This window comes from Alteromonas sp. H02, assembly GCF_059682525.1.
Genome location: NZ_CM185021.1, coordinates 3,303,155 through 3,328,664 on the forward strand (window position 1 = coordinate 3,303,155; position 25,510 = coordinate 3,328,664).

Annotated in this window: 19 protein-coding genes and 1 tRNA gene; 11 read left to right on the plus strand and 9 right to left on the minus strand. The window is 48.4% G+C overall.

Annotated elements, in window-relative coordinates; translation table 11 throughout:
• Window positions 1-86 precede the first annotated feature (86 nt).
• Window positions 87-1,409, plus strand: coding sequence for a hypothetical protein (locus AC566Q_RS15210; RefSeq protein ID WP_105935774.1), 1,323 nt, complete (start codon window positions 87-89; stop codon window positions 1,407-1,409).
• Between the two features lie 15 nt (window positions 1,410-1,424).
• Here AC566Q_RS15210 and AC566Q_RS15215 read toward each other — a convergent pair.
• From AC566Q_RS15215 to AC566Q_RS15240, 6 genes are all read right to left on the minus strand, one after another.
• Window positions 1,425-1,501: transfer RNA gene (locus tag AC566Q_RS15215), tRNA-Pro, on the minus strand.
• A 140-nt stretch (window positions 1,502-1,641) separates the two neighbouring features.
• Entirely contained in the window at window positions 1,642-2,844 is a 1,203-nt protein-coding gene (locus AC566Q_RS15220; protein ID WP_499607689.1) for a serine hydrolase domain-containing protein, read from the minus strand.
• Window positions 2,845-2,982: 138 nt separating this feature from the next.
• On the minus strand, window positions 2,983-5,052 hold the full coding sequence (locus AC566Q_RS15225; RefSeq protein ID WP_105935773.1) for a glycoside hydrolase family 97 protein: 2,070 nt from the start codon (window positions 5,050-5,052) through the stop codon (window positions 2,983-2,985).
• 134 nt (window positions 5,053-5,186) lie between these two features.
• The gene (gene dcd, locus AC566Q_RS15230; RefSeq protein ID WP_105935772.1) at window positions 5,187-5,786 is read right to left on the minus strand and encodes a dCTP deaminase; all 600 of its coding nucleotides are present in this window, start codon (window positions 5,784-5,786) and stop codon (window positions 5,187-5,189) included.
• Between the two features lie 108 nt (window positions 5,787-5,894).
• A complete protein-coding gene (apbC, locus tag AC566Q_RS15235) occupies window positions 5,895-7,001 on the minus strand; it encodes an iron-sulfur cluster carrier protein ApbC (protein WP_499607693.1) in 1,107 nt (368 codons plus the stop codon).
• A gap of 48 nt (window positions 7,002-7,049) precedes the next feature.
• On the minus strand, window positions 7,050-8,150 hold the full coding sequence (locus AC566Q_RS15240) for an ISAs1 family transposase (RefSeq protein WP_123323549.1): 1,101 nt from the start codon (window positions 8,148-8,150) through the stop codon (window positions 7,050-7,052).
• A 211-nt stretch (window positions 8,151-8,361) separates the two neighbouring features.
• Here AC566Q_RS15240 and metG point away from each other — a divergent pair, with 211 nt between their 5' ends.
• Window positions 8,362-10,407, plus strand: a complete 2,046-nt coding sequence (gene metG / locus AC566Q_RS15245) for a methionine--tRNA ligase (protein WP_499607703.1) — start codon at window positions 8,362-8,364, stop codon at window positions 10,405-10,407.
• Between the two features lie 701 nt (window positions 10,408-11,108).
• Here the strand turns inward: metG and AC566Q_RS15250 are convergent.
• Window positions 11,109-11,870, minus strand: a complete 762-nt coding sequence (locus AC566Q_RS15250; protein ID WP_499607705.1) for a class I SAM-dependent methyltransferase — start codon at window positions 11,868-11,870, stop codon at window positions 11,109-11,111.
• Between the two features lie 94 nt (window positions 11,871-11,964).
• On the opposite strand from AC566Q_RS15250, the gene gloB reads away from it, so the two are divergent.
• From gloB to AC566Q_RS15270, 4 genes are all read left to right on the plus strand, one after another.
• Window positions 11,965-12,756, plus strand: coding sequence for a hydroxyacylglutathione hydrolase (gene gloB, locus AC566Q_RS15255; protein WP_499607707.1), 792 nt, complete (start codon window positions 11,965-11,967; stop codon window positions 12,754-12,756).
• A 121-nt stretch (window positions 12,757-12,877) separates the two neighbouring features.
• Complete coding sequence (locus AC566Q_RS15260; RefSeq protein WP_499607711.1) at window positions 12,878-14,533, plus strand: lytic transglycosylase; 1,656 nt, start codon at window positions 12,878-12,880, stop codon at window positions 14,531-14,533.
• A 22-nt stretch (window positions 14,534-14,555) separates the two neighbouring features.
• The gene (locus AC566Q_RS15265) at window positions 14,556-15,617 is read left to right on the plus strand and encodes an ion transporter (protein WP_499607713.1); all 1,062 of its coding nucleotides are present in this window, start codon (window positions 14,556-14,558) and stop codon (window positions 15,615-15,617) included.
• Entirely contained in the window at window positions 15,601-16,068 is a 468-nt protein-coding gene (locus AC566Q_RS15270; protein WP_105935766.1) for a methyltransferase family protein, read from the plus strand. Before AC566Q_RS15265 ends, AC566Q_RS15270 begins: the two co-directional genes overlap by 17 nt.
• Here the strand turns inward: AC566Q_RS15270 and AC566Q_RS15275 are convergent.
• Entirely contained in the window at window positions 16,065-17,495 is a 1,431-nt protein-coding gene (locus AC566Q_RS15275; RefSeq protein ID WP_499607716.1) for an aminotransferase-like domain-containing protein, read from the minus strand. The two genes, AC566Q_RS15270 and AC566Q_RS15275, sit on opposite strands and share 4 nt — an antisense overlap.
• Window positions 17,496-17,728: 233 nt before the next feature.
• Here AC566Q_RS15275 and AC566Q_RS15280 point away from each other — a divergent pair, with 233 nt between their 5' ends.
• The gene (locus AC566Q_RS15280; RefSeq protein ID WP_105935764.1) at window positions 17,729-18,337 is read left to right on the plus strand and encodes a LysE family translocator; all 609 of its coding nucleotides are present in this window, start codon (window positions 17,729-17,731) and stop codon (window positions 18,335-18,337) included.
• Between the two features lie 441 nt (window positions 18,338-18,778).
• Here the strand turns inward: AC566Q_RS15280 and cysS are convergent, their stop codons facing one another.
• Window positions 18,779-20,167, minus strand: a complete 1,389-nt coding sequence (cysS, locus tag AC566Q_RS15285; protein WP_499607719.1) for a cysteine--tRNA ligase — start codon at window positions 20,165-20,167, stop codon at window positions 18,779-18,781.
• Window positions 20,168-20,369: 202 nt separating this feature from the next.
• Between cysS and AC566Q_RS15290 the strand changes: the two genes are divergently transcribed.
• The 4 genes from AC566Q_RS15290 to AC566Q_RS15305 all read left to right on the plus strand — a co-directional run bounded on the left by AC566Q_RS15290 (window position 20,370) and on the right by AC566Q_RS15305 (window position 25,472).
• Window positions 20,370-20,864: a peptidylprolyl isomerase gene (locus AC566Q_RS15290; RefSeq protein ID WP_499607721.1), complete on the plus strand. Its 495-nt coding sequence runs from the start codon at window positions 20,370-20,372 to the stop codon at window positions 20,862-20,864.
• An 81-nt stretch (window positions 20,865-20,945) separates the two neighbouring features.
• Window positions 20,946-21,680: a UDP-2,3-diacylglucosamine diphosphatase gene (lpxH, locus tag AC566Q_RS15295; protein ID WP_499607724.1), complete on the plus strand. Its 735-nt coding sequence runs from the start codon at window positions 20,946-20,948 to the stop codon at window positions 21,678-21,680.
• Window positions 21,681-21,891: 211 nt separating this feature from the next.
• Entirely contained in the window at window positions 21,892-23,475 is a 1,584-nt protein-coding gene (locus tag AC566Q_RS15300) for an alkaline phosphatase (RefSeq protein WP_499607726.1), read from the plus strand.
• 14 nt (window positions 23,476-23,489) lie between these two features.
• A complete protein-coding gene (locus AC566Q_RS15305; protein ID WP_499607729.1) occupies window positions 23,490-25,472 on the plus strand; it encodes an alkaline phosphatase in 1,983 nt (660 codons plus the stop codon).
• The last annotated feature ends 38 nt before the right edge of the window (window positions 25,473-25,510 follow it).

The window sequence follows — 25,510 nt, forward strand, 5'->3', positions numbered from 1 at the left end:
ACCACTCGAATGTTATTGCTCAGGTTGTATAAAAAATAAACTCATCTAATATAATTCTGAAAATATATTGGAAGGGAATCACAATAATGAAAAGACAACTGTTATTTTTAATCAAAGCCTTCACTGCTTTAGGTACTTTATTTATTTTCGCAGTATGTAACGCATATGAAATTGGGATGCGCGCACTACCACATGAAGATAAAGGCTATTACTTTACGACGTCTGACGGAGGCAGCTTAATTGGCGAATATGAAAGAAACCACGAGAGACTAACTGCATTAGCCTTACAGTGCCTTTATGAAGCAAATAATTCAGAAGGTACATTAGAAAAAATGCCTAAAGATTGTGCAGACTATAAAAGCATTGATACCGAACTTTCATTATTTAGCAATGAATTGACCCCCTCTGACGCCCCCCTATTTAAATATCGGGATCTTGTATCTTTTGTGCGATGGCCAGATGATCCAATACGATTCATCCACAAAGGCGGGGCCTCTGCCGCTACATTTGGGGCTTTAATTAAGCAAGGTTGTAAGAAATTTTTCGAGGATAAAACAAAGGCCCCTTCTAAAACGGGAATATTCAACGGTGGTTTATTTTGTGTTTCGCACTTTGGCAAGCTTCAATTTTTACATTCCATGGCAACTGATTTTGGCGAGCCACCAAAACAAACTAGACATTTAATATGGCAATGGGCGAATTATGCTTTTGAACTTTCGACGAGTTCAACGTTGTGGGATGAAGAGTATTGCGACTATTGGCAGAATTACCCCAACAGCCCTGAACAAAGAGATCTTGGAGAGGTTATGCTAGAAGACAGCATGTTGGATGACTCACCATGTAATTCAGGGTTCAACCCCTACTATTATACCAACTGGTTTAGACCTCTCTTTGGATATGAGAAAGTCGATAAATATTGGCAGACATGGCGATTAGGTATTACTTTCAACTGGAGTTGTACAACATTATACGGCGGCGCAAAGCTATGCCCAGCCTTTGTCGACCAACAAACTAAAAATAGACCAAAGAAAATTCAGTCTATACAAATGTCGGCATTAGGTTCAATTATTCATATGATTCAAGACTCGTATGCAAATGGGCATACAGAACGAGATAATTCCGGTCTCGAGCCAAAGGTAAGTTTAGGCAGAGTGATTGCTTTTAGGACTTATTTAGGACAAGACAAAGACAAACATGCTATAAGCGATAAATGGCCTACGTTTGATGATGTTGGACCATCTGTCGATCCAATTACCGCTGTTGCAAAGCTAGTTTGGTTACATAACCAGGTTTCACAAGGCAAGTCTGTTTCGAATAAATATAATGTCGATAGCATACTTCAACGGGTTTATGGCGATGTTAAAGAGACCGATGAAACAGCTGGTCCTGGAAGATTGTATGCAGAATAAACTGGGGTAAGGAATTGGTCGGTGTGAGAGGATTTGAACCTCCGACCCCTGACACCCCATGACAGTGCGCTACCAGGCTGCGCTACACACCGACCGAAAGAGCCGCTAAGTGTACTCATATTTTGTCTGATTGCAACGGTTACGCCATACAATTATCAGGCTTTTGTTCTGGTTGTCGAAATTTCCATCAGAGTACAGACTTCACTTTCAATAAAGCGGTAATCAATATCCGCTATTCAGTGTTGGTAATGATATTAAACACAGCTTCGCGAACCTCGTTAAACGCCTCGAAGACTTGGTCATTAGAAACATCGTTGCACATCATGGCAAAAGATAGCTCCAATTCGGGATATCTCGCGAAATAGGTAGCGGTGCCTAACCACCCTCCTGAATGTGAGTATGCCTGATAACCTTTAAACGTATGGATAAACTGCCCATTACCGTAAAAGACCCCTTCTCCGGCTTGCTGCTGACTATTCGGCGTATTCATTGCGTCGATCAATGCCTGGGGTGATTTACCAATTTTCGGCTGCAGAAAATTATTACTCCATCGCAATAAATCATCTAAATTAGTGTGTAAGCCCCCATCACCAACCCAAAATAAATTCGTCATATCAGTTACATAGCTGCCATTTTCTAGCTGCTTGTAGCCATAAGCACGATTCTTAACAATTTCCACGGGATTATCGCTAAAGAAGGTGTGTTTCATGTTGAGTGGTTTGAAGACATATTGATGGCTAAACTCTCGAAGTGTCTGTCCTGAAACCTCTTCAACAAGCATAGACAGTAAGAAATAGGCAAGATTGCTGTACTGGTATTTCTGTTCTGGTGGCATGGCTAGTGGTACTCGCTTTACCACATCATAAAATTCACTGATGGTAAGGTAATCTTCATTACCTAAACGAAAATCGCCGCCTGCGGCAGACTTTAACCCTGTGTTGTTCTCTGTTTTGCTCCCTTCGTAAGAATCAGCGATAAGATCATAGTCGCCCATACCAGAGGTATGACCTAACATTTGCCGGACGGTTACGGTATGGCCATAGTCTCGCAATGCAGGTAAATAGATATGAATGTCCTGGTCGAGATCAATTTTGCCCTGTTCCACCAACATCAATACGGCCATGGCAGTAAATTGCTTGGAAACCGACGCCATTCGGTGCACCTGATTTCCATCTAGCGGCACGTTCAGTTCAAGGTTAGCCAGTCCGTAGCCCGCTTTATGTAAAAACTCTCCCTTCTGCATTATTCCCAAATTACAGCCTGGTGTCTCGGCCTCTATAGCTGACTGCATGAGTGCATCAATTTTTTTGTTTAAATCCTTTGCATTAGACCAGCCAGAAAGCACTAGAAAACTCAATGCACATAGCGTAGTAAATCTGCTCACGAAATCTTTCCCTGTTGTTTTGGTCAATGACAACTGTATTGGTAATGCCATGCCAGTACAATATTTGTTCGATGCTGCTCTGCTGCACAATGGAAGTCACTAAAGGTATTGTTATCGGGTAAAGACAAAAAAAGGCGTCTGGGGTTGGGCAACCAGACGCCTTTGCTCTCTCTGGATTATGTTACTCTGTTACAATTGCTTAAACCGGATAGCCGCACCACCCGCAGCTGCAAGGTGCAGGGTTAATGCATCTTTACTGGTCACCGTTCTTTTACTGATATCAACGTCATAGGGATTGGTTTGCCAGTCGGCTTTCTTGCCGTCTTTGTAGATTTGCGCTTCGTAGGTCTTACCGGGTTTCAGAAAGCTCAGCGGCACGGTGATATCCCGCGCCTCTTCATTAGTAATGGCGCCTAAGTACCAGTCGTTACCCGTGTACTCGCGCGCTTTACGTTCCTGACGAGCGATGACCACATAATCGCCCACTTCTCCCTGTAGGGCGCGAGTTTGCTCCCAATCGGTAGGAACATCCTTAATAAACTGAAAGGGTGCCATTTGCGCTTCGTAGTTTTCTGGCAGATCAGCGGCCATCTGGATAGGGCTATAAAGTACTACATATTCGGCTAACTGCTTAGCAATGGTGGTTTGCGGGCGCATGTATTTCACCCGGCCATGTTCTTCGGTGCCACCTTTGATTGGCGGGTAATCCAGGTCGAAAATGCCCGGCGTAAAGTCCATCGGACCAGAAAGCATTCGGGTAAATGCCAGCATTGGCACATGCTCGGGTGGATTCGGCGCTGCCCAGCCGGAGTTATATTCCTGGCCGCGCGCACTTTCACGAGCAATCCAGTTAGGATAAGTACGGCGTAAGCCTGTGTCTTTTACCGATTCATGGGTGTTAATCGAAATACCGTATTTCGCTGCAGTGGTAATGTTATTAATAAAGTGATTTACCAGTGGTTGACTGTCGGTATATTCAAGACGCTTTATACCCGTATCATCGGTCACTTTCAGGCTCTGGCCATGGGCGACATACCCCGTTTTAATTTGCTCGACCCCCATCTTCTGATAGAGCGCAAAACCGTCTTCCATCTGAGCTTCGTAGTTGGTTATTCCGCCTGAAGTTTCATGGTGCCCAATGAGCTTAACTCCAACTTTTTTGCCGTGGTCGCTGACTTTTTTGATATCAAAATCCGGGTAAATTTGGGTAAACGAGAACAGCTCTGAGTTCTGGATCCAGTCGCCATCCCAGCCTACATTCCAGCCTTCTACTAATACACCGTCGAAGCCGTGCTCTGCGGCAAAGTCCATGTAGCGCAAGGTATTTTCAGTCGTAGCACCATGCTTTTCACCAGAGCACCAGGTGTATTTCTGAATATGCATTCCCCACCAGATACCGATGTATTTACCCGGGTTAATCCAGTCAACCTCCCCCAGTTTGTTGGGTTCGTTAAGGTTAAGGGTAATATAAGAGTTGATTAACTCTGCAGCATTCGGCGCTATCTGCACGGTACGCCAAGGCGTAGTAAAACTGCCTTGCTTGCGAACTTTAATGCCGTCAGCACGAGGGGCCAAATCAGCTTCAAAGCGCCCCAGCGCCTGCCAGTCTAGGCTCATGCCAGCATAGTCTACCAGCGCCGCCTCATGAATAGCCAGGTGCGTGCCGTCATCCAGTTTTATGGTCATAGGTGTGCTGGCTTTACCCACATCCTGCAACCGGGTCTCGCGATACAAATATTCCTGACGGTCATAACCCTGCCCCGGGATCCAGTAAGCGGTAGCCGTATGTGAATCGATAATCGAAAACTCAGTCATTTCACGAGTGATATCACGCTGCCCGTCGGCAATTACGTGATAACGAAAGCCAATGCCGTCATCAAATACCCGTACCTGCACGTTAAAGGCATTATCTGCATCATTCTTATCGGTAAATTTAACCACCAACTCATTGTAGTGGTTGCGAATGCGGCGTTGCTCACCCCAGGGTTGCTCCCAGGTGCTGTCTTCACTGCTGCGGCTAATCTCACTGACCTCAAGGTGGCGATAAATTGATTTGGCCTTCGCAAAAGCAAAACCCAGCCGCGCCGGGCGCATGATCTGCTTACCGTTGTAGTCCACGGTATACTGTGCATAATCGTTTTTATCGGTAAAGGTAAATGTGATATCACCGTCTGGTGACGTCACCGAAACGTCAGTAGCCTGCGAGGTAAAACTCAGTAGTGAGAGAGCAGACAAATATAAAGCGGTAGCCAAGCGCATAGTTGCTTCCTTATCAGGTTTTAATACCCAATAAGATAGCAACTTAATCGATTAAGTGAAGTTTTGAATGTAAACTTTAAACAATAAATTTACAATTGATTGTCGGAATTTAAAAAAATAAGCGACAGAGAGTCTTACTCGCTGTCGTCTTTGCCGTCTGCGGATATACGACTCGCCACAGCGCCTGCCTGCCCTTTGTACTTGGCGTCAATTCGGGCATTGTAGGGTTTTTCTGCTGGCTGACTGAGCACTTCAAAACTCAGTGCACCAATTTTCATTAGTGGGCGTAACGCCAGTGGTAACTTACCGCTGTTGTAAAATTCCAGCACAATATTACCCGACCAGCCAGGGTCAATACGATGAGCGGTTACATGCACCATCAGCCCAAGGCGAGCCAGTGAGGACCGTCCGTCAAGCCAGCCTACGATATTGTCTGGCAAGGTGACTGATTCATGAGTAATGGCCAGTGCCAGTTCTTTAGGATGGAGGAAAAAAGCTTTGTCTTCCGGCAGTTCAATTTCGTCGCTCATTACCGACTCAAGGGCGGCCTGCACCTGCGATTTAGGCCCACTTAAATCAATGTATGGTGCGGCGTGATCTTCGAATACACGAAATTTATTGCCCAGACGAATATCGACTGTTAACCCGCTTATCTGATCGTAGTCAGGTTGCGGATCGATTTTGATTTTGCCGTCTTGCAGGTACTGATAAATATCGCGATCACATAAACGCATTGCGGGAGAATTCCTAAGGCTAAACCGGTGCGCTATTATGCGGCTGCAACGCCCCTCAGGCAACGTGTTTTAAGCGGTTTTAGCCGCTTATCAACACATTTTTGCTAGTTAGCTATCGGTTAACGGGTTAAACGCTATGGGGTCGCCTTTAATATTGCGGCCTTGATCAGCAGCCAAAGGCACTGTAGTGGCCAGCTCAAATGATACTGCCCGGGCCATTTCCCGATAGACATCCGAGAGCGGACTTTCCGGTTCACTTACTAGTAGCGGCTGGCCTGAGCCGGCGTGTTCACGGATACGCACGTCTAGCGGTAGCGCCCCTAACAAGGGTAAATTGTAGCGTTCTGCTAATAAGTTGCCGCCATCTTTGGCAAAAACGTATTCTTTATGCCCACAGGCAGTGCACTGGTAAAAGCTCATATTCTCTACCAGGCCCAGCACCGGAATATTGACCTTATTAAACATGGCAATGCCTTTTTGGGCATCGGCAATGGCTAAGTCCTGCGGTGTTGTTACTATCACCGCTGCGGTTAACGGCACCTGTTGTGCCATGGTGAGCTGTATATCGCCGGTGCCCGGGGGCATATCCACAATAAGGTAATCCAGCACCGGCCACAGGGTTTCATTAATGATTTGCGAAAGCGCTTTACTGGCCATGGGGCCGCGCCATATGGCTGCATCTTCTGCAGGCACCAGATAGCCAATCGAGTTTGCCACCATACCGTGGGCCTCTAAGGGCTGCATATGTTTATTATCCGCAGTTGCCGGACGTTCGCTAACATTTCCCAGCATGATAGGCACCGACGGGCCATATATGTCGGCATCCAGAATACCCACTCTGGCGCCTTCCTGCATTAGCGCAAAGGCCAGATTGATACTGGTGGTCGACTTACCCACCCCGCCCTTGCCCGAGGCAACCGCAATAATATTGCGAATATTAGTGACCGGCAATTTGGTGGTTTGCCCGCTGTGGATTCTGGTTTTAAAATGCAACCCGGCGCTGAGCTTTTTGTTATTCAGCGCTTTTGTAAGGCCCGCCTCAATAAATGGCCACTGGCTTTGATTGACAAAAGGAAAGGTAACGGTAATCGTGCCTTGGTTTTCGGCACACCATGGCAATACCTCGTCTTTATCCACCACAAAATAGTTGCTCAAATAATCAACTGCACACTGAAGTAAGGCCGAGGGTTTGGAAGACTTTCGCGAAAAAAACATACAATACCTGCAATTTTATCGGTTAGATAACAGGGCAACCGCATACTTTTACCCAAAAATAAGCTCTGCTCTGAATTCATCGGCCCAGCCAGCCATTTTGAGTTTGCTTCTCATGCTGGCTTTCTTGGGGTGTAAACGAGCCATATTCAAACAAAACCGCCTAATCACTCCGACATTTTCCGCTCCGTCCTCTTTGCGTATTCGGCTATCATCTTCTTTGAACGTCACGTCTAACACCCAGTGGACTTTATTTTCGACTTCCCAGTGTGCTCGGATAGCCTGGTTGACCGCAACGGGGTCAATATCCAGTGAACTGATGTAATATTGCGTTTCAGTGCTCACCTCTTTGTCTTTAAGGTGGCGCTCTCGCTCTATTTTGATAACACTGCGTATACCTTTCCAGTGCTGTGCTTCACTTATCCACTCACTGACTCTTAGTTGCTGGCACCGGCGTACTTCAATTCGTCCATGGCCAGAATCAGTCTGTTCATTACAGGCAATCCAAGCGGGATTATCCCTCTCTACCTTATGGAAATAGGCGGCAATTTCATCGCGTAGTTGTTTGTGGTTATTTTTGATGCAGAGCACATAATCTGCGTTCTCCGAGCTGATTTTCTCGACTATCTTTTTCTGAGAGTTCATGGCATCTGCACTGATAAGAGCGCCTTTAATATTAAGCGTGTCGAGTAGGTCCAATACCGAAGCATTCTCATTTTTCTTGCCCGATGACTTCAGTTGCGCAAGCACTAAACCTGCATCTTTGCTCCAGGCGGTAATGCTATGTAATGCCGTTTGCTTATCGCCATCGTAGGAATGACGAAGTGTCTTACCGTCGATGGCAATTTGAGGCTTACCCGTTTCAACACGCACTTCATTCACCCAATTCATAAAGGCTTTATTTAATTGTTCAGGGCATATTACTCGGACAATTCGGGCAATGGTATCGTCAACAGGAATGCCGTTTTCAAAGGGACGGTATTGGCGCAACCAATCAAGTTTATCTCGACCAAACACTTCTATATCGCTCCAACCCTCTGCTCCAGAAAGGACTGCACTCACAGTCAGAAATATCACATCAATAAAGTCATGTTGAACATTAATTTGCGTGCGGGGATCGGTAACTTCTGAAAAATGGCTTAGAAAACTCATAATTAACTCGTGTCATCAAAAAAACTATTTGATCACACTAATGATGATAAATATAACGAATTAAATCGATCAGATATCAGAGTAATTTAACAAAAGTACGATCTTGCCCTGGGTTAGATAAGATTAACTCATACAAAAACAATGCAAAAAAAGCGCTTTTCCGCTAGTATTTGCGCCATTTCCAATAGCAATTAGCCGAACGAATTATTCTATGTCTGAACAGAGTCATCTGACTAACGGCAAGCGCCGAATTCTGGTAACCAGCGCGTTACCTTATGCCAACGGATCTATTCACTTAGGTCACTTGCTTGAACATATTCAAACCGATATATGGACCCGTTTCCAGCGTTTACGCGGTCATGAATGTTACAGCGTTTGTGCCGATGATGCACACGGAACGCCGGTTATGCTCAAAGCTCAGGAGCTTGGCATTACCCCGGAAGAAATGGTGGCGAAGACCCGCGCTGAGCACCATCAGGATCTCACTGATTTTTTTGTTGATTACAACAATTACTATGTGACCCATTCACCGGAAAACCAAGCGTTCTGCGAAGAAATTTATAATCGACTGGATAAAGCCGGTTACATTTCCAAGCGCACAATTAATCAGTTGTTCGACCCGGAAAAGAACATGTTCCTGCCGGATCGCTTTGTTAAGGGCACCTGCCCGAGCTGTGGTGCAGAAGATCAAAACGGCGATAGCTGCGACGTGTGTGGTGCTACCTACAGCCCTACCGAGGTTAAAAACCCGCGTAGCGTTGTTTCTGGTGCTACGCCGGTACTCAAAGAATCCGAACACTTCTTCTTTGACCTGCCGCAATTTGAAGGCATGTTAAAAGAGTGGATCCGCTCCGGTGCGATTCAGGAAGAAATGGCCAACAAACTGCAGGAGTGGTTTGAAGACGGTTTACAGCAGTGGGATATCAGCCGCGATGCGCCGTATTTCGGCTTTGAGATTCCTGGTGCGCCGAATAAATTCTTCTACGTTTGGGTTGATGCACCAGTGGGCTATATGGCCAGCTTCAAGAATTTCTGCGACAGCAATGACGTGGATTTCGACAGTTTCTGGAAAGCGGACTCTGATGCCGAGCTGTACCACTTTATTGGTAAAGACATCACTTACTTCCATTGCCTGTTCTGGCCGGCAATGCTGGAAGGCGCGGGATACCGTAAACCTACCGGCGTTAACATTCACGGTTTCGTGACAGTTAACGGTGCTAAGATGTCTAAATCCCGCGGCACCTTTATTAAAGGCCGCACTTATCTGGACCATCTGAACCCGGAATACCTGCGTTATTACTTTGCTTCTAAGCTGGGTGATGGCGTCACCGATATCGACCTTAACTTTGAAGATTTCGCTCAGAAAGTGAATTCTGACTTAGTGGGTAAGGTGGTAAATATCGCCAGCCGTTGTGCCAGCTTTATTACCAAGCGTTTCGATGGCAAGTTATCAGCAACCGTACTGGAACCGGAGCTGGTTAAACAGTTTCAGGATGCCTCCGAAACCATCGCTAACCTGTTCGAAAAACGTAAATACCACCAGGCTGTACGTGAAATCATGATGCTGGCCGATAAAGCCAACCAGTTCATCGATACTAACGCACCGTGGGTGACAATTAAGCAAGAAGACAAGCAGCAGTTTACCCATGATGTTTGCTCACTGGGAATTAACCTGTTCCGTATTCTGGTGACTTACTTAAAACCGGTGCTGCCCGTACTGGCAGAGAAAGCCGAAGCCTTCTTAAACGACCAATTAACCTGGGACAGTGCGCAAACCGTGCTCACTAACCACGAAATTAATAAGTTTAAGCCGATGATGCAGCGCGTAGAGATGGATAAGATAAACGCTATGGTTGAAGACTCAAAAGAAAGCCTAGCCGTCGAACCGCAGCTGGATCCCAACAGTCCACTGGCGAAGGATCCTATCAGCGAACAAATCACCTTTGATGACTTTGCCAAAGTGGACTTCCGTATTGCCCGCATTGCTAATGCTGAGCATGTAGAGAAAGCCGATAAGCTGCTGCGTTTAGAGCTGGATTTAGGCGGTGAAACCCGACAGGTTTTTGCCGGCATTAAATCTGCTTATGCGCCAGAAGACTTAATTGGTAAGCACACAGTAATGGTGGCTAACCTGGCTCCGCGTAAGATGCGCTTCGGCATGTCAGAAGGCATGGTATTAGCCGCCGGCCCGGGTGGAAAAGACCTCTACATTCTGGAGCCCCACGAGGGCGCCCAACCCGGCATGCGGGTTAAGTGATAAAAAGCCTTACGGCTTTTTATCATCCCGGATTCGCACTGCGAAATCCGGGATCTCCGAAACAGTCTGACTAATTCAACCAGACTAACACCCTAAAATCATCCCGGAAAGCCGACATAGTCGCCCCGGCCTCCGAGCCGGGGTCTCCCAATAGCCAAGACTCAGATTAAATGACCTTTTGTGGAGATCCCCGCTCAAGAGCATGCGGGGATGACATAGGGTGTGCACGCGTGGGTGACATAGGGTGTGCACGCGTGGGTGACATAGGGTGTGCATGCGTGGGTGACGGTTTTATTCCTGTCATCCCGGCCCACGAGCCGGGATCTCCTAATAGCACTGACTCCGCTTAAATAACCTTTTATGGAGATCCCCGCTCAAGAGCATGCGGGGATGACAGTGGGTGTACATGCGGGGATGACGGTGGAGGTGCACGCGTGGGTGACAGAAGAGGTGCACGCGTGGGTGACAGAAGAGGTGCATGCGTGGACGGCGGGTTTATTCCTGTCATCCCGGCCCACGAGCCGGGATCTCCTAATAGCCCTTACTCAGCTTAATAACCTTTTATGAAGATCCCCGCCCAAGAGCATGCGGGGATGACATAGGGTGTGCATGCGGGAATGACTTGGTGTGTGCATCCTCGGATGACAATACGTTTTACGTGCCGGAATGATGAGGTTGTTTTTCTGGTAATCGCCGGCCAATCAACGGTTCGAGGAATGGGTAATTCTGGACGCAGCATCGCGCATGCTCGCCCCTACGGCTGAGAAGCGGGGTTTGACTTTCCACTTCGGTTTTATCGTGGTCATTGGAATAGCTCGTTTGCGGGCCATTAATACATACACCGATGAGCACCACGGGCAGTAGCGGCTACACCATTGCTGCCAGGCAGCTGGCTGACCTTTATGGTGACTGGCGAATAGCATGGAAAACAAAATATGCCGATGCTCTACGATTTCAAAACCGAGCAGTTGCAACCAGTCTTTAATCCTCCCGGCTGAGAAAAAGCGGGCCTGATGCAAAATATTGCCTTTTTTGATGGGTAGGAAACGTGCGAGCCCGGTAAGGCTGTACGGGTTGAACCCACTGATAATCACATACCCGTTTGCAGTAATGGTGCGATCTACCTCTCGCAGTATTTCATGAGGGTCCCTGGCAAAATCGAGCTCGTTAGCCAGTAAAAAACCATCAATACTGTTTTCGATATAGGGCAGTTTATCTGAATTGGAAATCAGGCTGCTGGCTTCAGTGGCTACCTGAGTTTGTACAACCTGATTCCGAATGGCACAACCTGGCAGCTTTATTTCGCTACTCAGATTGCCCAGTTTGACCAGGTTATAACCAAACACCCGTTGGCTGAGATCATCACAAACACCCTCGATAGCCTGTTTAAGCTCATCGCCCCCAGGCAATTCGGACCAGCTTTGCGGGTATCGTAACGGTTTAGGGTGAAACGCTGATTTCATAAACGCCTGATGTTATAAACTGCTTGCACGTATTGCATGCGACCACACAACTTTATAGTATCTGGACAACCATGTACAACTTACGGACTGGACTATGCCAACCGACAGTTTTCCCGCGGCTCTCTCTGTTACGCCGATCCCCGCCTTTAATGACAACTATATTTGGTGTTTGCACAACGAGCAATATGCTGTCGTGGTGGATCCGGGTGATGCTGACCCGGTACTGGCATTTTGCAAAGACAATGAGCTGGCTCTGGCAGCCATCTTGATTACACACCATCACCACGACCATACTGGTGGTATTACTAAATTAAGCAGCGCGGTAAAAGATCTACCGGTAATTGGCCCTCGTGGCGGACACATAAGCGGTATCACTAAATCCGTTGCTCAGGGGGATTTGGTAAAACTACCGTTGCTTGATTGTGAGTTTAATGTACTGGAACTGCCTGGCCATACGCTTGATCATATTGCCTTTGTGGGGCACAACGCGCTGTTTTGTGGTGACACGCTATTTTCTGCCGGTTGCGGACGTTTGTTTGAGGGAACGCCTGGTCAGATGCATCGCTCACTGAACAAAATTAAGCGCCTGCCAGCGTCTACCGTTATTTACTGCACCCACGAATATACCCAGGCAAATGTGAATTTTGCCCTGGCGGCCGAGCCAGATAATCAGGCTCTTCAAGCATATGACAACTGGGTAAAAGAGACCCGCGCACAAAATACTCCTACCCTGCCCACCCTGCTGAGCACGCAACTGGATATAAACCCTTTCCTGCGATGCGATTCACCAGCCATAAAAAAATCGGTTGCCAGTCAGTCAGACGCGCAACTTATCGACGAAATAGCCGTCTTTACTCATCTGAGACAATGGAAAGATAATTTCTGACTGTTGATAAAAAGTGGTTGGGCGCAGGTGTCGCCTATAGTATTAGCTTCAACAGGATGCATTGAGGCGCGAATTTGCGTACACTGGTATGCTGTTGAATTATCTGAAGGTTCGTTTCTCAATGAAATTAAAGTTGTCTGCGCTTCATCTTTTTGTTGTTGCTTCGCTCAGTGGTTGTCAGTTAACTGAGACAACCGAGCGAGCCGAGACTGAACTGCAGGACAACCGTTCAACCTGCGAAATTGCCCATATCGATATAAATGACCAGGCCGACTGCGAACTGGCCAACGAAGGTGTTATTGAAGTAATGCACCCTACCGAAGAGGTAGAGGTAGATATTTCTCCGGTTGAGGAAGCCGTTGAACCGGTTGTCATTGAAAACCTGTGGTTACGCGCCAGTAACCAGTTTGCCTTCGAGATCCCGGATAACAAGCGCGTAGCGGTGCAACGCGACTGGTATCTCAAGCACCCCGCTTATATGGAACGGGTATCCAAACGCGCCAGACCTTTCCTGTATTATATTATTCAACAAATTGAAGCCCGAGAGATGCCGCTGGAACTGGTGCTGCTGCCGATTGTGGAAAGTGCCTTTGATCCGTTTGCCTATTCTCATGGCCGTGCAGCGGGCATGTGGCAGTTTATTCCTGGTACCGCAAAGCGCTTTGGCATAGAGCAAACCTGGTGGTACGACGGCCGCCGTGATGTGATTGCCTCTACCGATGCAGCTCTGGATTATCTTACTTACCTGAATAAAATGTTTGAAGGTAACTGGTTGCATGCCCTGGCAGCCTACAACAGCGGCGAAGGCCGGGTGGGTAAAGCCATTAAGCGTAACAAGCAGGCCGGCAAACCTACCGACTTCTGGTCGCTTGATCTGCCACGGGAAACCCGTGCTTATGTGCCCAAACTACTGGCACTGGCAGACATCTTAAAAAATCACGACGCTTACGCCTTCAGCTGGCCTGAAATCGACAATGCACCGGTTATTGCCACCGTGGATACGGGTTCACAGCTGGACCTGGCATTTGCCGCCGAACTGGCAGGCATGGAGCTAAAATCGCTGCATGCGCTTAACCCTGGCTATAATCGCTGGGCCACCGATCCTGATGGCCCGCATCGGTTGGTATTACCACTGGATAAAGCCGAGGGCTTTACTACCCAACTCGCCCAGGTCGATCGCAAAGAACGCCTTAACTGGGTTCGCCATAAAGTGAAGTCTGGCGACAGCCTGCTTAAACTGGCTAAGGAATACCACACCACCGTTGATGTGATTAAAAGTATCAACGATATGCAGGATAATATGATCCGGATTGGCGATCACCTCATGGTGCCGGTTGCGCTTAAAAAACTAGACGCGTACACGTTGTCGCAAGATCAGCGCCTGGCGTCTACCCAAAACCAGAAACGTGGCAGTTACCAGCTCACGCATAAAGTGGCCGCCGGTGATACACTTTGGGATATTGGCCGTAAATATAAAATAAGCACCCGCTCGCTGGCGAAATGGAATGGCATGGCACCAACGGATCCGCTGATGCCGGGTAAAACCCTGGTGATCTGGGTCGATGAAGCAAGCGATGAGCAAAAGCGCGATGCCATTATGCGCACACTCACTTACACGGTAAAACGCGGTGATTCACTGGCACGGATTGCACAAAAATTTAATTTACGCACCAGCGACATTACCAAGTGGAATAACCTGAATCCGAAGAAGTATTTACAACCCGGGCAAAAACTCACCCTGCACGTGGATGTGACACGCTTACGCAATTTAGGATAATCGCTAACTATACAGAGGGCCCATGTTTAGGATAAACCGGGAAAACCTGCGCAACAGCCACGAGGGCCCCTGGCTACTGCTCGACATTATTATGTTGGGGCTGTTGCTGCTGAACCTGCTGTTTTTACTGTTTGATGGCCTGTATAACACTGCCTTTATTCGCGATAGCCTGAGTGCCTGGTCGCCGGCGTTTGTTAACTTCTACGACCCAATCCACAAAAACTTCATTCTGGTCGATCTGGTTTTTATTACCATTTTCTTAACCGAGTTTTTCGTGCGCTGGATAGTTGCCATTAAGACCGAAGAATACCTGCGCTGGTACTTTTTTCCGTTTTTACGCTGGTACGATTTAGTCGGCTGTATCCCCTTAGGTGGAACCCGCATATTCCGCTTTCTGCGGATATTTTCGATTCTGTACCGGTTACACAAGAACCAGATTATCGACCTCAACGACACCGGCATCTACCGGTTCTTTTCGTTCTATTATGATGTGTTTGTAGAAGAGTTAAGCGATCGGATTGTAGTGAAAGTCCTCACCGATGCGCAGCAGGACATTGCTGCCGGCTCACCGCTTATCGACGATATCACGCAAAACGTATTAGCGCCGAGACGACCAGTAATAAGCTCCTGGATGTCCAACATTGTTAATCATCTTGGGCAGTCAATTAACGACAGTAAACATGGCGATGTAATCCGGCGGCACGTGAAAGAAAGTGTTGGCAAAGCCGTGCGTGAAAACGCCCAGGTATCTACGTTGTCTTATGTGCCGGTGGTTGGCCGCACCATTGAAAATACTCTGGAAAGCGCGGTAACAGACATTGTAACCGCCTCTGTTGTTAACCTGCTGACCGACCTTGAAGCCAGTGACATTGAGGAGTTTGTCAGCTCCGGCCTGAAAGACTTTACGCCGGAAGAACAAAACCTGGACAAAGAGTTTTTACTGGTGGTGAATGAATGCATCGAAGCCATCAAAGGACATGTTTCGCAGCAGCGCTGGAAATCACAGCTGATTGAGAAACAACAACAAAAGAAAGCAGCGAAAATGAAACCCGTGGTGGACGATAGCGATGTTAAACAACCTTGAACTTAAAGTACCGCCGGTTATCGTGTTTATTGCTGCGCTGGCCCTCACCTGGTATTGCGCTTCCCTGAATGTAATGCCACTGCCTCATCCTCTGCGCCCCTTCGGTTTTGTGTTGTTTGTGGCCGGCGGATTAATTGGTGTGGCAGGCGTAGTGGCGTTCAGACAGCAGCGGACCACTGTAAATCCCCACCGACCACAAAATGCCAGTACACTGGTGGATGGTGGTATTTTTGCCTATACCCGCAACCCCATGTATCTGGGTTTAGTGGTGGGTGTAATCGGCGCAGCATTTATTGTGCGTGATGCCTGTGGATTGGTATTTGCTGTGCTTACGATGGCGTATTTGCAGCGCTTTCAGATCATCCCGGAAGAACGCTTTATGATTGAGCTGTTTGGTGACGAATTTACCGCCTACTGTGAGCGTACTAAACGCTGGTACGGGCGCCATTAGGCCATTGCCACACTGGCTGGCGCCATTTCCATCAGGATCTCCCCCAGTATTGCAACACTTCGCTCACGGGTGGCTAAGTCGCGATCAATATAATTAAACCGCAAGCAATTACGGTACTTGCCGGTGGCGGAAAACATCTGCCCGGGCGCCAGGATTATCCCGCGCTCTTTAGCCAACTCTGCCAGCCGGGCCGCATCATAACCCTCGGGTAACTCCACCCACAAAATAAAGCCCCCTTCCGGAAAACTTACCCGAGTGTTTGCCGGAAAGTGCGCCTCGATGCCTTTGAGCATCACATCCCTGGCTTTGCGGTAAGACTGTCGCATCGCCCGTAGATGCCTGTCGTAACCGCCCTGGCGGATAAAATTACCAATTGCCAGTTGCGGCAACGTAGGGCACATGGAGCTACTGACATATTTAATATGGGTCACTTTATCCCGGTATCGCCCCGGCGCAATCCAGCCAACTCTGAAGCCCGGCGCCAGGGTTTTCGAAAAAGAAGAGCACAGCAGTACCCGGCCATCTTCGTCGAATGATTTAATGGTTTTAGGGCGCGGGTATTCAAAAGCGATATCACCATAAATATCATCTTCGATTATCGCTATATCGTATTCCCGCGCCAGTTGATACAGCCCCTGCTTTTTAGCCAGGGGCATCACGTAGCCCTGGGGATTATTTACCGTTGGTGTTACTAAAATGGCTTTAACCGGCCACTGATCCATAGCCAGCCTGAGCGCTTCGATACTCATACCATCCCGCGAGTCGGTGGGGATTTCCAGCGCTTTTAAGTTAGCCGCTTTTATTGCCTGCATGGCACCGTAAAACCCCGGAGACTCTACCGCTATCACATCGCCGCTTTGGGCAACCGCCCTTAAGCAAACCGACAATGCTTCCTGACAGCCTGAGGTGACAACAAAGTCTTCTGCATCGAGCTGGCATCCGGTGGTGGCGGTAAGCCGCGCCAGTTGCTCACGAAGTCCGAGTTCGCCCTGCACATGGCCATAAGACATGCCATCCTGCGGACGGTGGCGGTTAAGCTCGTAGATATTTTTCAGTAGCGGTTTCAGAGTCGATGAACTCATATCCGGCATGGCATGCTGAAACTCACAACTGGCCTCTACACCATGGCCCATGAGCATGGCCAGCACATCTTCCCAGAGCGACACGTCCATGGGCCGCTGCGGTGGTTTAGACTCTCTTGGCCGCGCAATACGTTCTTTAGCCTGTGCAACAAAATAGCCCGACTTTGCCTTAGCGGTAACCAGACCTTCCTGCTCCAGCACCCGGTAGGCTTCCTGTACGGTGGAAATGCTAACGCCGTGCTCATTGGCCAGTTGACGAACAGACGGCAGTTTATAGCCCGGTGCAAAGTAGCCCATCTGAATATGCTCTTTTAGCCGCGTGGCCAGGTGCAAATATCTGCTCATCGGTGTATCCGCTTGATCTCGAAAACCATACACTTTTTAATATATCAGCACTTTTAAATACAAAACCATACAGTTTGTGGAAATTTGCACCATACAGTCGGTTTCACTGGCTATCTGTATGGCTTGTTACCCAATTTATTGCATCTAAATAAATACAGATTAATCCCGCATGCTATAACAACAGCCTGCGCTGTAACGCAACTTTAATCACTTACTTTTCAGGGCGCACTTTTATGGAAACCTCATTATTGCTGGGCATTGCCACCTTTGCTTTTATTACTTCCGTCACTCCAGGGCCAAATAACATGATGTTGTTGGCTTCTGGGGCACAGTTTGGTTTTAGCCGCACGTTACCGCACATGCTGGGCATTGTGTTTGGTGTATCTATGTTATTACTGAGCGTACTGTTGGGACTGGGTGTGCTGTTTCAACTTTATCCGGTCATGTATTCGGTGCTGAATGTTGCCGGTGCGGCCTACCTGCTCTGGCTGGCGTTTAAAATAGCTTCAGGTCCGGTTACCGGCATTAGTAGTGAAGATGGTCGTTCAACGAAGCCGTTCACATGGTGGCAGGCAGCGTTATTTCAGTTTGTGAACCCCAAGGCATGGATGATGGCGCTTGGCAGTGTGAGTACGTTTAGCCTGCCAGGTAATAACTACGCGGAGTCCGGCGCGATGATTATGCTGGCTTTTGCGTTGCTCGGCTTACCTGCCATTTCATTGTGGGCCGGCACCGGGGCAAAACTGCGAGTGTGGCTGAATAACCCGCGACGGCAAAGAGGGTTTAATCTGGTGATGGGTGCGGCCACGGCAGCCACGTTATTGTTAATTGTGGAGGTTTGATTAGGCCGGTTGTGTACACTCTGCGATAACATGAATGGAGATCACCGCTTAAATTCTTCCGACATCCCGGCCCTGAGCCGGGATCTTCTGAGAAGGCTGTCTCAATCGAAAAATGGATCGATAGGTTGGTTAGACGCCCCGATAACATAAATGGAGATCCCCGCCCAAAAGCATGCGGGGATGACAGAGGAGTTGCATGCGGGGATGACAGAGGAGTTGCATGCGGGGATGACAATTTTTATCACCCCTGTGCCAGTACTTCTTCCATTCCGGCCAAACTCTTCCGTCATCCCTGCCCTCGAGCCGGGATCTTCTGAGAAGGCTGACTCAGCCAAAAAGTGAATCGAGAGGTTGTTAAGCCACCCCGATAACATGTTTGGAGGTCCCGGATATTTGCTATGCAAATTCCGGGAAGACTAATTGTAGGTCAACCCTTTGCTGTTACTGGCGGCGCCAGGTGGTGCCGCCAGCGCCGTCTTCAAGCACAATGCCCATGGCTGTGAGCTTGTCGCGCGCGGCATCGGCTGCGCCCCAGTCTCTCGCAGCCCGGGCATCATTACGCGCTTTGATTAGCGCTTCTATTTCCGCTACCTCATCATCATTTCCTGACTGCATAAAGACTTGCGGATCGCGCTGCAAGAGGCCCAGAATACCACCAATGCCCTTTAGCACGGCGGCAAGCTTACCAGCTTCTTCTGCACCGGCATCACCCTGTGATTTATGTTTATTTAAATCACGGGCAAGGTCGAACAGCACCGAGTAAGCTTCAGGCACATTCAGATCATCATTCATGGCCTGTTCAAAACGCTCAAGGTATCCGCCGTAACTTAAGTCAGTTACGCTGTCTACTTTTACTCCGCGCAGCGCCGTGTAGAGTCGTTCAAGGGCTGATTTAGCCTGGTCGATATTATCCTGGGAATAACTCAGCTGGCTGCGATAATGGGCCGACATCAAAAAGAAACGCAGAATTTCTGCGTCGTGCTCGCCTAATACATCACGCAAGGTAAAGAAGTTGCCCAGTGATTTAGACATCTTCTCGTCGTTTACCTGCACCATCCCGGTATGCATCCAGGTATTCACATAGGGCGTATCGAAAGCACAGCAGGATTGCGCCACTTCATTTTCGTGGTGCGGGAAGATTAAGTCAGAACCACCGCCGTGAATATCAAAGTGCTCACCCAGGTGCTTATGGTTCATGGCACTACATTCTATATGCCAGCCAGGACGACCTTCTCCCCAGGGAGCCCCCCAGGCCGGTTCGCCTGGCTTAGCCGTTTTCCATAACACAAAGTCCAGCGGGTCGTCTTTGCCGGCCGCCACTTCAACACGCGCGCCAGACTGTAACTGCTCAAGGTTCTGTCGGCTCAATTTGCCGTACGCATTAAACTTGCTCACATCAAACAGCACATCGCCGCTTTCGGCCTGATAGGCATAACCTTTAGCCACGAGCTTTTCGATGACGTCGATTATCTCGTCCATATGCCCGGTTACCCGCGGTTCGATATCCGGCTCAATCAGATTCAACGCGGCAAAATCTTCGTGCATCATGGCAATGGTACGCTCGGTGAGCGCTACGGTTGTTTCGCCGTTTTCATTGGCCCGGGCGATAATTTTATCGTCCACATCGGTGATATTACGCACGTACTTCACGTCATAGTCGAGGTGGCGCAGATAACGCACCAACACATCAAAACTGAGATAGGTACGGGCATGACCCATGTGGCTGAGGTCGTACACGGTTATGCCACAAACATAGAGTCCCACCTTCCCTTCTACCAGCGGCTGAAAACGCTCTTTCTGACGGGTTTTGGTGTTAAACAGTTGCAACATTTCCTAATTTCCTCTTAAACCGGTTGGGGTGGCGAAGTTTAGCACTGTAATGCCCGTCTGACCACGCTCTGGAGCCAGTTATGAATGCATTTTCAGGTGAATAAACAAATAGGTACTTCAGAGGGGTTTTCGCATTCTGGCATTTGGGCTACCATTAGCGGTCTATATAGCCAAAAACTAAATTAAGGTAAGGTTAAACACTATGGTGACGTTTAAAACAAATCACGGCGACATTACCCTGGAACTGTATGCCGATAAAGCACCGAAAACGGTTGAGAACTTTCTGTCTTATGTAAAAGACGGCTTTTATGACAACACCATTTTCCACCGGGTGATTGACGGCTTTATGATCCAGGGCGGCGGTATGACGCCGGATATGGAGCAAAAAGACACCAAAGCGCCTATCGAAAACGAAGCAAACAACGGCGTAGCCAACGAAGCCGGCACAATCGCCATGGCCCGGACTAACGATCCACACTCAGCCACTGCGCAGTTTTTCATTAATGTGAAAGACAACGACTTCCTCAACTTCTCCAGCGAAAGCATGAATGGCTGGGGTTATTGTGCCTTCGGTAAAGTAACCGAAGGTATGGATGTTGTTGAAAAAATTAAAAATGTAAAAACAGGTAATTACGGTTATCATCAGGATGTGCCGGTTGAAGCTGTTATTATCGAAAAAGCAGTGATTAGTGAATAATCTGCACATTGCAGCCTGATTACTGAACACGCTCCGGGGAGTCTGCAGGCTCCCTTTTTAATGCCTAAAAGCTACTAATTAATGCCGTTTACTTATTTTATTGCAGACATACATTTAAGCGCTGAACGTGATGATATCACCGAGTGTTTACTCACTTTTCTGGAGCAGGATGCCCCCGAGGCGGAAGCGCTTTACGTGCTCGGCGATCTGTTTGAGTTCTGGTTAGGCGATGACGACGTTACGCCATTGTCTGAACGGGTAGCCAGTGCTTTTAAAGCGTTATCAGCCACTACACCGGTGTACTTTATTCATGGTAATCGCGATTTCGCTATCCGTGAAGGCTGGACCAAAAAAGCAGGCATGACACTGCTTCCGGAACAGCAGGTGATAGATCTATACGGCACACCAACCTTATTACTGCATGGCGATGAACTGTGCACGCTGGATATCGAATATCAGAAATTCCGGAAAAAAGCCCGGGGATGGTGGTGGCCTCGGTTAGTAGGTGCCCTGCCATTATGGTTACGCCGTAAGCTCGCTAAGCGCGGGCGCAAAACCAGTCAGAAAAACCAGCAAAATCTTACCGCTGAAATTATGGATGTCACCCCCGATGAAGTGGTTTACGTTATGGTAAGACACAATGTTCAGCAACTTATCCACGGCCATACCCACCGGCCCAACATTCACTCACTTACCGTTAACGGCAAACCCGCCCACCGTATCGTGGTAGGCGACTGGTATACCCAGGGCAGTGTGTTAAGAGTTAGTCCGGTTGACGTTCGCCTTGAAAAACGGCAGTTTACGCTTAGCCGGTAATATTCCTGCAACATTAACATCACCATTCTGACAACAAACCTTCATTTATAGGTCAACTATCCTTCACACATCCTGATTAGGCTAATTTTCATTCAACGCTTTGTGTAGCTTGCAACCTGCAAAACCGTCCAGCCGCGTTGATTAAACCTCGTTAAGCAACCCTCGGTTTGCATGACAAAAAATATAAAATGTCATAATTGGGAATACAAAAATGAAATTGATCTTGAAAGCCGCAGCAAGTGCGATAGCCCTTGCCGTTTCTTCAGGACTGCACGCTGATGTTCTGCCTGACACTCAGGCACAAAGCGCGTGGTTTACTGACGCTCAGTCTAAAATTGCACAAAAACTTGAAGTAAACAGCAAGTTTAAGGCAAAAAACGTTATTTTGTTTGTGGGTGACGGCATGGGGGTTTCCACTCTCACTGCTTCACGTATCTTAAAAGGTCAGATGGCCGGAGAGATGGGTGAAGAAGGTTACCTGGCCTTTGAAGAATTTCCGTACACCGCGTTGGTGAAAACTTATAACGTGGATGCACAAACCCCTGATTCAGCCGGAACCATGACCGCTATGATGTCGGGTTTAAAAACCGACGTAGGCGTGATTGGTGTTGACGAAGACATTGAGCGTGGCGACTGCTCGACAGTGGCAGGTAACGAAGTGATTACCGCACTGGAGCTGGCCGAAATTAAAGGCTTGTCTACGGGCATCATTTCTACCGCACGTATTACCCACGCTACACCAGCGGCTACCTATGCAAAGTCTGCCGACCGTAACTGGGAAGATGTATCCGACATGCCTGAAGCTGCAGTAACGGCAGGTTGTAAAGACATCGCCGATCAGCTGGTTAATTTTGAAACCTACCTGGAAGACCGTTATACCGGTATTGATGTAAACGGTATAGAAGTCGCTTTCGGTGGTGGCCGTCGTCACTTCCTGCCTCGCGATGCTGCGTTTAACAGCCCGGATGCCGTTAGCTCGGTAGAAGGCGATCGCACCGATTCACGCGACCTCACCGCAGAATGGCAGGATATGTACCAAAACGGTGTCTATGTTTACGATCAGGCTGGCTTTGACGCCATTGACCCTGCCAGTACCGAGCGTGTATTTGGTTTGTTTAATGAATCTCACATGCAGTACGAAGCAGACCGCGCGAATGATGTGGCCGGCGAGCCTTCGGTTGCCGATATGACCACAAAAGCCATCGATATTCTGGACAATAATGAAAAAGGTTTTTTCCTGATGGTGGAATCTGGCCGTATCGACCATGGCCACCATGCTGGCAGTGCCTACAATGCCCTGACAGACACCCTGGCATTTGAAGCGGCAGTGAAGGCTGCTTACGAAAATACTAATCCTGAAGACACGCTTATTCTGGTTACCGCTGACCACAGCCATGTATTTACCATTGCAGGTTACCCTAAACGCGGTAACCCTATCCTGGGTAAAGTGGTAAATGTTGGCTCTGATGAGCCGGCTATGGCCGCTGATAACATGCCTTACACCACGCTGGGTTACACCAACGGTCTGGGTTTCCAGGACTTGGGTAACGAATCAGATGCCGATGCAATCTATGCTTATGCTGCCAACACCGGCCGTATGGATATTACAAACGTTGATACCGAAGCTTCTGGTTACCACCAGGAAGCCCTTATTCCTTTGGGTTCAGAAACCCATGCTGGTGAAGACATTTCACTGCATGCCACGGGCCCGGGCAGTCAACTTGTCCAGGGCGTTGTTGAACAGAACGTCGTGTTCCACCTGATTAATCAGGCACTGGATCTGGTAGAAGAATAAGCGGAGTAATCATAATGAATTTATTTAAATTAAGTTTAGTGGCAGTAGCCATAATAGGGCTTAGCGCTTGTTCTCTCGACGGTGACGACGGGCGTGACGGTGTAGATGGTATCGATGGTGTTGACGGTACTGCTGGTACCGATGGTGCCGATGGTGCGGACGGTCAAAATGGCGCAGACGGTCAGGATGGCACTAACGGGCTCAATAGTCTCGTAATTCAGACAGCTCTTGCTGTGGGTGATGCAAACTGCCCTAACAGCGGTGTGCAAATTGATTCTGGACTGGATGCCAACAGCGATGGCGCGCTTACCGGTGACGAAATTGAATCTACCAGTTATGTGTGTGTGCCGGCTTCGACCGAAGTTAGCAATTCAGAGCTGCTTACCTCACTCAATAATGACTGGTTTGTAGCAGCAGCTGCCGAAGTCGAAGCCAACAAAACTGTATGGCTGGAAGCCACCGGCGCGTTAACGACTAACAGCACCAGCTCAGCCAAAGTCGTAGTAACGTCCAAGGAAAATCTGCAACGCACCGTTACTGAAATGCGTGGACAGGCTAAAAACGTCATTTTATTTGTGGGTGATGGTATGGGTGTCTCTACCGTAACCGCTGCACGTATTTTAGATGGTCAGATGAAAGGTCTGGACGGAGAAGAAAACAAACTGAGTTTTGACAACTTTCCGTTTGCAGGGTTAGCGAAAACCTACAACGTGGATGCACAAACCCCCGATTCAGCCGGCACCATGACCGCCATGATGTCTGGTGTAAAAACCGATGTGGGTGTTATCGGTGTTGATGAAGACATAGAGCGTGGCGACTGCTCCACTGTGGCCGGAAACGAGTTAGTTACCGCACTGGAACTGGCGGAAATTGCGGGCAAATCAACCGGTGTAATCTCAACGGCGCGGATCACCCACGCAACGCCCGCAGCGACTTACGCCAAATCAGCAGATCGTAACTGGGAAGATGTATCTGACATGCCTGCAGAGGCTGTGACCGCCGGCTGTACCGACATTGCCGATCAGCTGGTCAATTTTGAGAGTAACCTGGAAGCACGATTTGCCGGCCTTGATGTAGATGGCATTGAAGTTGTTTTCGGTGGTGGTCGTCGCCATTTCCTGCCACGCGATGCCGCATTTAACAGCGCGGATGCCGTTAGTGCAGTAGAAGGCGATCGTACTGATAACCGCGATCTAACCGCTGAATGGCAATCCATGTACACCAATGGTGTTTATGTGTTCGATCAGAGCGGCTTCGATGGTCTGAGCACTGAAACCACAGAACGTGTATTTGGCCTGTTTAATGAGTCTCATATGCAATATGAAGCCGATCGTGCCAACGATGTGGCCGGTGAACCTTCACTGTCTGAAATGACCGAAAAAGCCATTCAAATCCTTGATAATAATCAGGACGGCTTCTTCCTGATGGTGGAGTCAGGCCGCATTGATCATGGCCACCATGCTGGCAGTGCCTACAACGCGCTAACGGATACCATTGAGTTCGCGAACGCCGTTGCTGTGGCCGATGCCATGACCAGTGATGACGATACGTTAATTATTGTAACCGCCGACCACAGCCATGTATTTACCATTGCGGGCTATCCTAAGCGTGGAAATCCCATTCTGGGTAAAGTAGTGAACGTTGGTTCAGATGAGCCTGCTCTGGCTGCTGATGATATGCCTTATACCACATTGGGCTACACTAACGGTTTTGGTTTCCAGAATCTGGGGAATGAAACAAACGCTGACGCAGTATACAGCCTGAACATCAATACCGGACGTATGGACCTTACCAGTGTGGATACCACTACTACCGGTTATCACCAGGAAGCGCTGGTACCGTTAGGCTCTGAAACCCATGCCGGTGAGGATGTTGGGATTTACGCCAAGGGTCCGGGTGCCTGGCTGGTGAATGGTACCAACGAACAAAGCGTGATTTTCCATGTAATGGATTACGCTGGTGACATGGTTGAGCAAGCCAACAACGAAGTGGAATAATCCACGACGGTAAATGCCACAGGGCAACCGTAAGGTTG